Genomic DNA, 8,879 nt, shown 5'->3' with positions numbered 1-8,879 from the left:
TAAGTCAGTGGCAGGTAAAGCACAGTGGGTTTGGCGTAACTCAGCTAGGACATTATTGTGGTTCAGCTATGTCGACAGCGTTAAAGATGCGCATATCTCATCTGCAAAGTGACAATCAGCCGATTGAATGGTATCAGCCTGTATTACCAGTCTTGTGGCAAAAGCTAGCCATTAATGCAGTAATAAATCCGTTAACCGCATTAAATCAGTGTGCTAATGGTCAATTGGCAGCAACAGAATATCAATCACAGATCAGTGCCATTATCGATGAGCTAGTCGAAGTGGCTAAATATGATGACATCATATTAGATAAGGCAGCTGTTAGAGCGCGGGTTTATCAAGTGATTGAGTTAACCTCGGCAAACTTCTCATCTATGTATCAAGATATCGCCCACAATAGACCGACTGAAATTAATGAGATAAATGGCTATATTTGCCAGCAAGCCAAGGCGCATCATCTTAAAGTGCCCAAGAATCAATATCTCGTCGACAAGGTTTTACAACTGAGTCAATCTTGAATGCGATGCTACCACTCGCATCAACTCAATTTAAATGATGGGGTACATCAGTCCAAATAAGAATATGTAGACTGATAATTATTCGCTACTGGATTTAGCTCCACATGACCAAAACAGCTGCTATTGCGATTAAAATCAAACCCGCTACATCGTTAATTTTAACTCTATCTTTAAGCCAAAAAACAGCGATCATCAAGGTAAAAAACACCTCAATCTGGCCTAGTGTTTTGACATAAGGCACAGCCTGCAACGACATTGCGCTAAACCAACCAATTGAACCGATACAACTAGTAATACTAATTGATAAGGTTAATGTTGGTCGTTGCCACAACGCCGCTAAAGTCGATTTATCTTTTGCCAGCAAATAGCCTATTAGCACGATTGTTTGTAAGCCAATAACCCACAGTAATACCCATGCAGCACGATGCGTAAATGGCCCTTGTAGGGTTAAACTTGCTTCGCGTACCCATAGGGAAGTCAACGCAAAAGCACTGCCACACGCAAGCCCTAACAAGACTGTTTTAACTGAGAGCTGTTTAAAACCTTGTTTGCTGCTTAACAACATTATTGCTAAGCCGCCAATAACAACGCCTATCCAGCCTAATAAGGATAATTGTGTGCCGAAAAATAGCACCCCAAGTATTGCTGCGACTAATGCTTCACTTTTAGCCAGCCCGGCACCAATCGCAAAGTTTTGCATTTTAAACAGTTTAACCATCAAGCCTGTTGCTAGAATTTGCATCGATGATGCACCAATAACAAAACCCCAAAATGTCCCTGTAAACTCAGGTAATGCACTAGGTTGATATTGATGTAAACCATACAGATAACACGCAGCAATGGGGCCTGCCCAAATGAATCGAGCTAAGGTAACACCTGCAACACTGACTTCTTTACTGAGTTTACTTTGAAACGCATTGCGCCACGCCTGCATAAACGCAGCGAGGAAGGTAAACATGATCCACATAATTAACTATTGCTCATTACATAAAAAAGCCCTGAAACTTGGTAAAAAGTCAGGGCTTATACAAGGGCAATTAGATTACTGTTTACGGCCATTAAAAGACACTGATTAAGTGTCTAATTGATTAAAAATCAATTTGCCGATGTTTCAGTTATTCAAAGCCATTGATGGTTTACTTGCTAGTATCAATAAACTCAAATGATTTAACCAATTCATCAACCGCTTTCATCTGCGTTAGGTATTTCTCTAATAAATGCAGTGGTAGCGCACATGGGCCATCGCATTTTGCATTATCAGGATCGGGATGAGCTTCAATAAATAGACCTGCTAGACCTAATGCCATACCACTACGAGCAAGTTCGGTGGCTTGTGCACGACGGCCACCAGCAGAATCAGCACGTCCACCAGGGCGTTGTAGTGCATGGGTGGCATCAAAAATCACCGGATAACCTGTTTGCTTCATTTCGTCCATGCCTAACATGTCGACCACGAGGTTGTTATAACCAAAACTACTGCCACGCTCACATAAGATAATGTTGTCATTACCCGCTTCGTTGAACTTGGTAATGATGTGGCGCATTTCATGCGGCGCTAGAAACTGTGGTTTTTTCACATTGATCACCGCACCGGTTTTCGCCATTGCAACAACAAGATCGGTTTGACGCGCTAAGAATGCAGGTAATTGAATAATATCGACAACTTCAGCGACTGGCGCACACTGATGAATTTCATGCACATCGGTGATCATCGGTACGTTAAAGGTTGATTTTATTTCTTCAAAAATACGCAGACCTTCTTCCATACCCGGTCCACGGTATGAGTTAACCGATGAACGGTTCGCTTTATCAAAAGACGCTTTGAACACATATGGAATCCCAAGCTTTTGGGTAACTTCCACATAATGCTCCGCAATCGACATCGCTAAATCGCGCGATTCAAGCACATTCATACCGCCAAATAATACGAACGGCTTATCGTTAGCGACTTGAACGTTATTAGATAACTGAATAATTTTTTGATCCATTTGATCCTCTTAGCGCATTACACTGCGACAATTTGTAATAACTGACCACATAGCCATGCCATGTAAGTACCTAATGCATAACCGAATACTGCCAACAACACCCCTACAGGTGCTAATGCAGGATGGAATGCAGCAGCCACCACTGGCGCCGATGCAGCTCCGCCCACGTTTGCCTGGCTGCCCACTGCCATATAAAACAATGGCGCTTTAATGAGTTTAGCAACCAATAACATTAATCCTGCATGCACTAACATCCACACAATACCGATTAAGAAATAAATCGGCGTATCCATAACTTTAGACACATCCATATGTAAACCAATAGTCGCGACTAAAATATATAAAAATGCAGAAGCGATTTTAGAGGCGCCTGACGCTTCTAGATGACGTACAGGACTAAACGAAAGCCCTAAACCGATAGTGGTCACAATTACCACTAACCAGAAGAATTTAGAGGTTAAACTGTAATCTTCGGTCCATGGATAGTTGGCTTCGAAGAAAGGCCCTAAGAAATCTGCCGCAAAATGGGCAAAACCTGTCACTCCAAACCCAACAGCCACAATTAGCATGATGTCACGAAGCGACGGAATACGTGAATTCTCGGCGTGGTACTTTTCTACTTTTTCTTTTAGTGCTTCAATCGCGGTGGTGTCTGCACCCGTTCTGGCATCAATCTCTTTGGCTTTTGATGCCATAAACAGCAGTACTGCCATCCAGATATTGGCCACAATGACATCGACAGTCACCATCACTGAGAAAATCTCACCGCCGACTTCATAAATCTCTTTCATTGCGGCTTGGTTGGCACCGCCACCGATCCAACTTCCCGCTAAGGTTGTCATACCGCGCCATACGGCATCTGGGCCATTGCCACCTAGTAATGATGGATCAATCATTGATACGCTTAATAGTGCAATCGGTCCACCAATAACAATACCCAGCGTGCCGGTTAAAAACATAATTACCGCTTTAGGGCCTAAACTCAGGATGGCTTTTAAATCGACACTTAAAATCAATAACACTAAACACGCAGGCAATAAATACCGCGAAGCAACAAAATACAGTTGTGACGCATGACCATCAATCACGCCAAACGTATTTAATAATGAAGGTAAGAAATAGCACAGTAATAATGCTGGAATGTATTTATAGAATTTTTGCCAAAACGGATGGGTAGATGAACTAGTGTAAAAAACAAAACCTAAAATAACGGCGAGTATACCCAGTGCGGTGGCATCATTGCTCACCATTGCTGACGTTGTCATGCAGTGTTCTCCCTTACAAATACATTATATTTTTTGTTGTTATTGTGATTGTTATTGCGAAAATCAGTGGTGATTCAAATCGCATGATTTCGCAGCAGAGCTTTTAAAACTAAGCTTGCTGGCGCCCGACTTGCGAACTTAAGCCACTTTGAGTTAACCCAAAGCGGCCTGTTCGGCAGGTAATATCACATAATTAATGATAAACCTGCATATGTTGACTGAGTTCCTTTAATTGAATCTTAACCAGTTCAATTACCGGATCATGCGGACTCAAATCAATGAAGTGCTGTAAATCAGACATGGCCACTTTAATGCAACCTAATTGCTGCGCAATAAACGCTCGTTCGCGATTAAGATGAACATCATCTGGGTGCCATTGTAATAATAAATTACAGCATTCCATTGCCGGTTCAAACTTATGGCTGACAATGCAACCCGCTTTTAGCTCGTGCAACATGCGGCTAATTAAACGTTTTAGCGTGGCAGTTTTTAGATGACTCGGCTTTAATTTAGCCGCATTACCCAATTCACCGCGCACAAATGCATGCAACTGATGACGGCTAAGCTCTTTACCCGTAAGCGGGTCATGGTATCTAATAACATCATTCACTTGGCTTTTTAATACCGTATTACCGGGTAATAAAACCGCCTCGAGTGTTAAGTCGAGCTGCTTAGCCAATAAAATTAATAATATTGATAACGTAGTGCTGTTACCTTGACGCTTTAACACGCAATAGCTTAAATCTGCTGCTTCGACACTAAAATAGTCATCGCGAGCACAAAAGCCTAAATCATTGTAAAACCACTTAAACAGACCTTCAAGCCGTGCTTGTTGGTCAACAACATAGTGACTCAATACCGAACCAGCCATTTCATACCATGCCCACATAGCAGGTTTTGAGGTTGAAAAGCCGAGATGTTCAGAGAGTTCAAATGCAGTTTCAGGTATCGAAACTGCATCATCAAGATGATATTTTGCCATTAAAAACCAATTAACCCATGAATACGACTTGTTTAAAATGAGCCAGTTTGGCCGCTAACACTACCCAACCAATTGCACCGATAAAAGCAAAAAACTTAAACAGCTTATTACGGTTAGATTTAAGTGCCATGATGCCTAAAGCAATGTATGCCGCAACACAGATGATTTTTTCTGTCATCCATGGATCAACAAAAGGATATTGTTTGATCATAAAGCAAAGAGTGAAGCCTGATAGTAATAAAAAGGTGTCAATGACATGTGGCGCCACTTTAACAAACTTTTTTTCCATAATAGGAGACTGGCGTAAATGCAAAACAAAACGCACGATAAAAAAGATCACACTCATGGCAACTAGCATCATGTGAGTATGCTTTACCGCTGGATATAAACTGTAAAATGTTTCCATTAATTAAGTCTCATTAAAAAGGTCAAAATAAAAGGTGGCTAGTTTACTCTATCAACCAGCCACATACCAATATCGCGATGAGTGTTATTTACTTAGAAGGGAAATGCCGAGTAAGGCAGGATTATCAATCAGCCCATTGTCCTAGCGTACATCGATCATTGCTGCCAAAGTCTCGTACTGTGGCGACATTTTGATAACCCAGTTCAATCAGTTTTTCACGTACTTTGATTGCTTGCTCATAGCCATGTTCAAGCAATAAGTAACCACCGGGCAGTAAATGAGCCCTTGCTTGCTCTGCAATGTAATACAAGTCAGCATAACCTTCATTACCTGCGGTGAGTGCACTTTGCGGTTCAAAGCGAACATCGCCTAAATGAAGATGCTCATCGGCTTCATCAATGTAAGGAGGATTCGACACAATTAAATCAAAATCGCGCTGTTCTACCGCTGAAAACCAATCCGACTGGATAATTTCGACTTCGGTTAAATTAAGATTACCGCGATTAGCTTTAGCAAGCTCGACAGCCTCAGGCACATTATCAATGGCAGTAATCCGCCATTTTGGGCGCTCAGACGCTAGAGCCAATGCAATGGCCCCCGTTCCAGTGCCTAAATCCAATACTTTGGCATTGTGACGCACAGATAAGTTCAGTGCAGTCTCTACTAAAATTTCAGTATCAGGTCGTGGAATAAGGGTGGAGTCGTTAACAATGAAGGGTAATGACCAAAACTCTCGCTCACCAATAATATGCGCAACCGGAGTGCCACTTTGACGCTTAGTAATCATCTGACTATAAGCTTTAAATTGCTCACTGGTCAGCTGACGCTCAGGCCAAGTGTATAAAAAACTGCGATTTTTATTCATACAATGCAATAGCAATGCCTCTGCATCTACATGTGCAGATTCAGAGGTTGCAGCTAATTGTGAATAAGCCCATTGCAGGGCTTCAGCAATTGTTGAATACGAAGACTGAGTCAAGAGCACTCCTTAATCGTCAGCTAACGCTGCAAGCATGTCTGCTTGATGTTCTAGCATGATAGGATCAAGCAAGACATTTAAATCGCCTTCCATGACTTCATTCAAGCGATATAGCGTTAAGTTGATACGATGATCACTTACGCGACCTTGTGGGTAATTGTACGTTCTAATACGTTCAGAACGATCACCACTGGCCACTAAACTACGGCGGGTTGTTTCTTCAGCGCTACGTCTTTTTTCATCTTCAACCGCTTGAATACGCGCGGCCAATACACTCATCGCTTGGGCACGGTTTTTATGTTGTGAGCGCTGATCCTGACACTCAACAATAATGCCAGATGGAATATGGGTAATACGAATAGCAGAATCGGTTTTGTTAACGTGCTGACCACCCGCACCAGACGCACGGAAAGTATCAACTTTTAAGTCTGCTGCATTAATCGAAATTGCTTCAGCCTCTGGTACTTCATGCAATACTACAACAGTACAAGCCGAAGTATGTACACGGCCTTGAGATTCAGTTTCAGGCACACGTTGAACACGATGTCCGCCAGACTCAAACTTTAATTTACCGTAAGCACCGTCACCACTTATTTTAACAATGATTTCTTTAAAGCCACCATGTTCACCTTCGTTCACATTCATGACTTCCATTTGCCAACGGTTGGCTTCACAGTAACGTGAATACATACGATATAAGTCACCAGCAAAAATAGCTGCTTCATCACCACCTGCACCGGCGCGAATTTCAAGAAACGCGTTGGTGTCATCGTTAGGATCTGTTGGCAATAGTAAAACTTGTAATTCATCTTCAAGCTTTTCTAGCACTTGCTTTGACTGCTTATACTCATCTTGCGCCATTTCGCGCATTTCAAGATCGTCTTCTTCAAGCATCTCTTTGGCGTAGTCGAAATCTTTTTGAGCTTGTTGAAATGCCTTAAAGCTACTGACAACATCTTCAAGTTGAGAATATTCTTTTGATAATCCACGAAAACGGTCTTGATCCGAAATCACGGTAGCATCACTGAGTAACGCTAATACTTCTTCATTACGCTCGAGCAAGCCTTCAAGCTTGCGGATAACGGATTCTTTCATTTAGCTCGCTAACCTTAGTTTTTATCTAAACCAAGCGCAGATCTTAATTGGCCTAACGTATTCAAATCGCCTTGACGGCTTGCTGAAGTGAGCGCTTGTGTCGGTGAATGTATCAAACGATTGGTCAGCCTATTGGCTAGCTCAAGTATCACTTGTTCACTATCACTGCCTTGAGATAATTTATTCAAGGCACGTTCAACTAATTCATCTTTAATAGCCAAGCTCTGGCTGCGATATTCGCGAATACTGTCGACTGACTCTAAAGACCTAATCCACTCCATAAATATGTGTGATTGATCTTCAGTAATTAATTCTGCTTGCTCGGCGGCTTCTTTACGTGAAGCCATGTTCTGTTCAATTATGCTATGCAGATCGTCTACAGTATAAAGGAATGCGTCGTCTAACTCACCGACTTCTGCTTCAATATCTCTTGGAACTGCAATATCCACCAACAACATAGGTTGGTGACGACGCTGTTTTAGCGCTTTTTCGACCATTCCTTTACCTAAAATAGGCAAAGGGCTGGCGGTAGAGGATATCACGATATCGGCTTTAGGGAGAAAGTCTGGTATTTGTTCTAGGGTAATTGCGGTCGCATTAAACTCTTCACACATGGCTTGAGCACGTTCAATAGTACGATTTGCCACCACCATAGAAGCAACACCATTATCTTTAAGGTGCTTGGCAACTAATTCAATGGTTTCTCCGGCGCCAATGAGTAACACTTTAGTGGTGCTCAATGATGAGAAAATATGCTTCGCCATGCTAACAGCGGCAAAGGCAACAGAAACTGCTGCGGCACCAATCTCAGTGTCTGTACGTACTTTTTTAGCCACAGAAAAAGTATTTTGAAATAAACGATCAATCGTTAATGCGATAGTGCCAGCTTCTTTGGCTTTTACAAACGCTTGTTTGACCTGCCCTAAAATTTGCGGCTCGCCAAGCACCAGAGAATCTAAACCCGATGCTACCCGCATTAAATGTTTGACGGCTACTTGTTCTTCATAAGCATAGATACACGGCATTAAATCGTTATGATCTAAACCATGATAATCCTCTAACCATTCAATAATGTCTTCCTTTTCAGCATTATTGCAATATAGCTCAGTACGGTTACAGGTAGACACAATAACAGCCTCACCCGTGCGGGTGCGACTGGCCAAGCTTTTCATGGCATCATGAATGCGGTCTGGAGAGAAAGCGACTTTTTCACGCAAATCTACCGTGGCGGTTTTATGGTTTATCCCGATTATTACTAGGCTCATTAGACGGTATCAAGTTCTTTTCGGTGACGTTAATTAGGCTATTCTACTGAATTGAACCAACTAAAAACACAATTGGCTTAACAAAACGGAATAAATGTCTAAATTTTTATTTATTGATCACATATCTATTATGTAAACCAATACATTAATATCACATTAATTTTGGCAAAAGGATTTTTACATAATGGCTTAAGCCCAGTATCATAAGAACATCTTAAGCAACTGCTAGGCAATCCATTGCGTTTATCTGCATCTTTATTTCATATCGCCCTCGTTACCGTGTTGCTTGTCTTAGCCGGTTGTAGTGTCACACCATCTGAAGATTTTAGCCCTATCAATGTGACCAATGCGGCTCAAGCCAAAGCATGGGAACTTCAAGGG

9 protein-coding genes are annotated in these 8,879 nt (G+C 41.9%); 1 reads left to right on the top strand and 8 read right to left on the bottom strand.

Going from position 1 to position 8,879, the window contains the following annotated elements; translation table 11 throughout:
- On the top strand, window positions 1-518 hold a 518-nt coding region (locus tag CXF78_RS03445), incomplete at its 5' end, for a ketopantoate reductase family protein (RefSeq protein WP_145991367.1).
- Window positions 519-612: 94 nt separating this feature from the next.
- On the opposite strand, the gene CXF78_RS03440 is transcribed toward CXF78_RS03445, so the two are convergent.
- The 8 genes from CXF78_RS03440 to hemA form a co-directional block, all read right to left on the bottom strand.
- Complete coding sequence (locus CXF78_RS03440) at window positions 613-1,485, bottom strand: DMT family transporter (RefSeq protein ID WP_102035979.1); 873 nt, start codon at window positions 1,483-1,485, stop codon at window positions 613-615.
- A gap of 169 nt (window positions 1,486-1,654) precedes the next feature.
- The gene (gene kdsA / locus CXF78_RS03435; protein ID WP_011636211.1) at window positions 1,655-2,506 is read right to left on the bottom strand and encodes a 3-deoxy-8-phosphooctulonate synthase; all 852 of its coding nucleotides are present in this window, start codon (window positions 2,504-2,506) and stop codon (window positions 1,655-1,657) included.
- A 17-nt stretch (window positions 2,507-2,523) separates the two neighbouring features.
- Window positions 2,524-3,771 carry a DUF819 family protein gene (locus CXF78_RS03430; protein ID WP_011636210.1) on the bottom strand — a complete coding sequence of 416 codons (1,248 nt, stop codon included), beginning with the start codon at window positions 3,769-3,771 and terminating at the stop codon, window positions 2,524-2,526.
- 193 nt (window positions 3,772-3,964) lie between these two features.
- Complete coding sequence (locus CXF78_RS03425) at window positions 3,965-4,753, bottom strand: transglutaminase family protein (protein WP_059744788.1); 789 nt, start codon at window positions 4,751-4,753, stop codon at window positions 3,965-3,967.
- Window positions 4,754-4,763: 10 nt separating this feature from the next.
- Entirely contained in the window at window positions 4,764-5,159 is a 396-nt protein-coding gene (locus tag CXF78_RS03420) for a SirB2 family protein (protein WP_011636208.1), read from the bottom strand.
- Window positions 5,160-5,283: 124 nt separating this feature from the next.
- Window positions 5,284-6,138, bottom strand: a complete 855-nt coding sequence (gene prmC, locus CXF78_RS03415; protein ID WP_059744790.1) for a peptide chain release factor N(5)-glutamine methyltransferase — start codon at window positions 6,136-6,138, stop codon at window positions 5,284-5,286.
- A 9-nt stretch (window positions 6,139-6,147) separates the two neighbouring features.
- Complete coding sequence (gene prfA / locus CXF78_RS03410) at window positions 6,148-7,233, bottom strand: peptide chain release factor 1 (RefSeq protein WP_011636206.1); 1,086 nt, start codon at window positions 7,231-7,233, stop codon at window positions 6,148-6,150.
- A 14-nt stretch (window positions 7,234-7,247) separates the two neighbouring features.
- Entirely contained in the window at window positions 7,248-8,498 is a 1,251-nt protein-coding gene (gene hemA, locus CXF78_RS03405) for a glutamyl-tRNA reductase (RefSeq protein ID WP_011636205.1), read from the bottom strand.
- Between the last annotated feature and the right edge of the window lie 381 nt (window positions 8,499-8,879).

This window comes from Shewanella sp. 11B5 (assembly GCF_002836795.1).
In the GTDB taxonomy this organism is placed as follows: domain Bacteria; phylum Pseudomonadota; class Gammaproteobacteria; order Enterobacterales; family Shewanellaceae; genus Shewanella; species Shewanella frigidimarina.
Note: the sequence above shows the minus strand (reverse complement) of the source record. Positions and strands in the feature narration are given on the sequence as shown.

What these genes read in the sequence shown, in the direction of transcription:
- CXF78_RS03440 (WP_102035979.1), bottom strand. Translation starts at nt 1,485, where the DNA reads ATGTGGATCATGTTTACCTTCCTCGCTGCGTTTATGCAGGCGTGGCGC.
- kdsA (WP_011636211.1), bottom strand. Translation starts at nt 2,506, where the DNA reads ATGGATCAAAAAATTATTCAGTTATCTAATAACGTTCAAGTCGCTAAC.
- CXF78_RS03430 (WP_011636210.1), bottom strand. Translation starts at nt 3,771, where the DNA reads ATGACAACGTCAGCAATGGTGAGCAATGATGCCACCGCACTGGGTATA.
- CXF78_RS03425 (WP_059744788.1), bottom strand. Translation starts at nt 4,753, where the DNA reads ATGGCAAAATATCATCTTGATGATGCAGTTTCGATACCTGAAACTGCA.
- CXF78_RS03420 (WP_011636208.1), bottom strand. Translation starts at nt 5,159, where the DNA reads ATGGAAACATTTTACAGTTTATATCCAGCGGTAAAGCATACTCACATG.
- prfA (WP_011636206.1), bottom strand. Translation starts at nt 7,233, where the DNA reads ATGAAAGAATCCGTTATCCGCAAGCTTGAAGGCTTGCTCGAGCGTAAT.
- hemA (WP_011636205.1), bottom strand. Translation starts at nt 8,498, where the DNA reads ATGAGCCTAGTAATAATCGGGATAAACCATAAAACCGCCACGGTAGAT.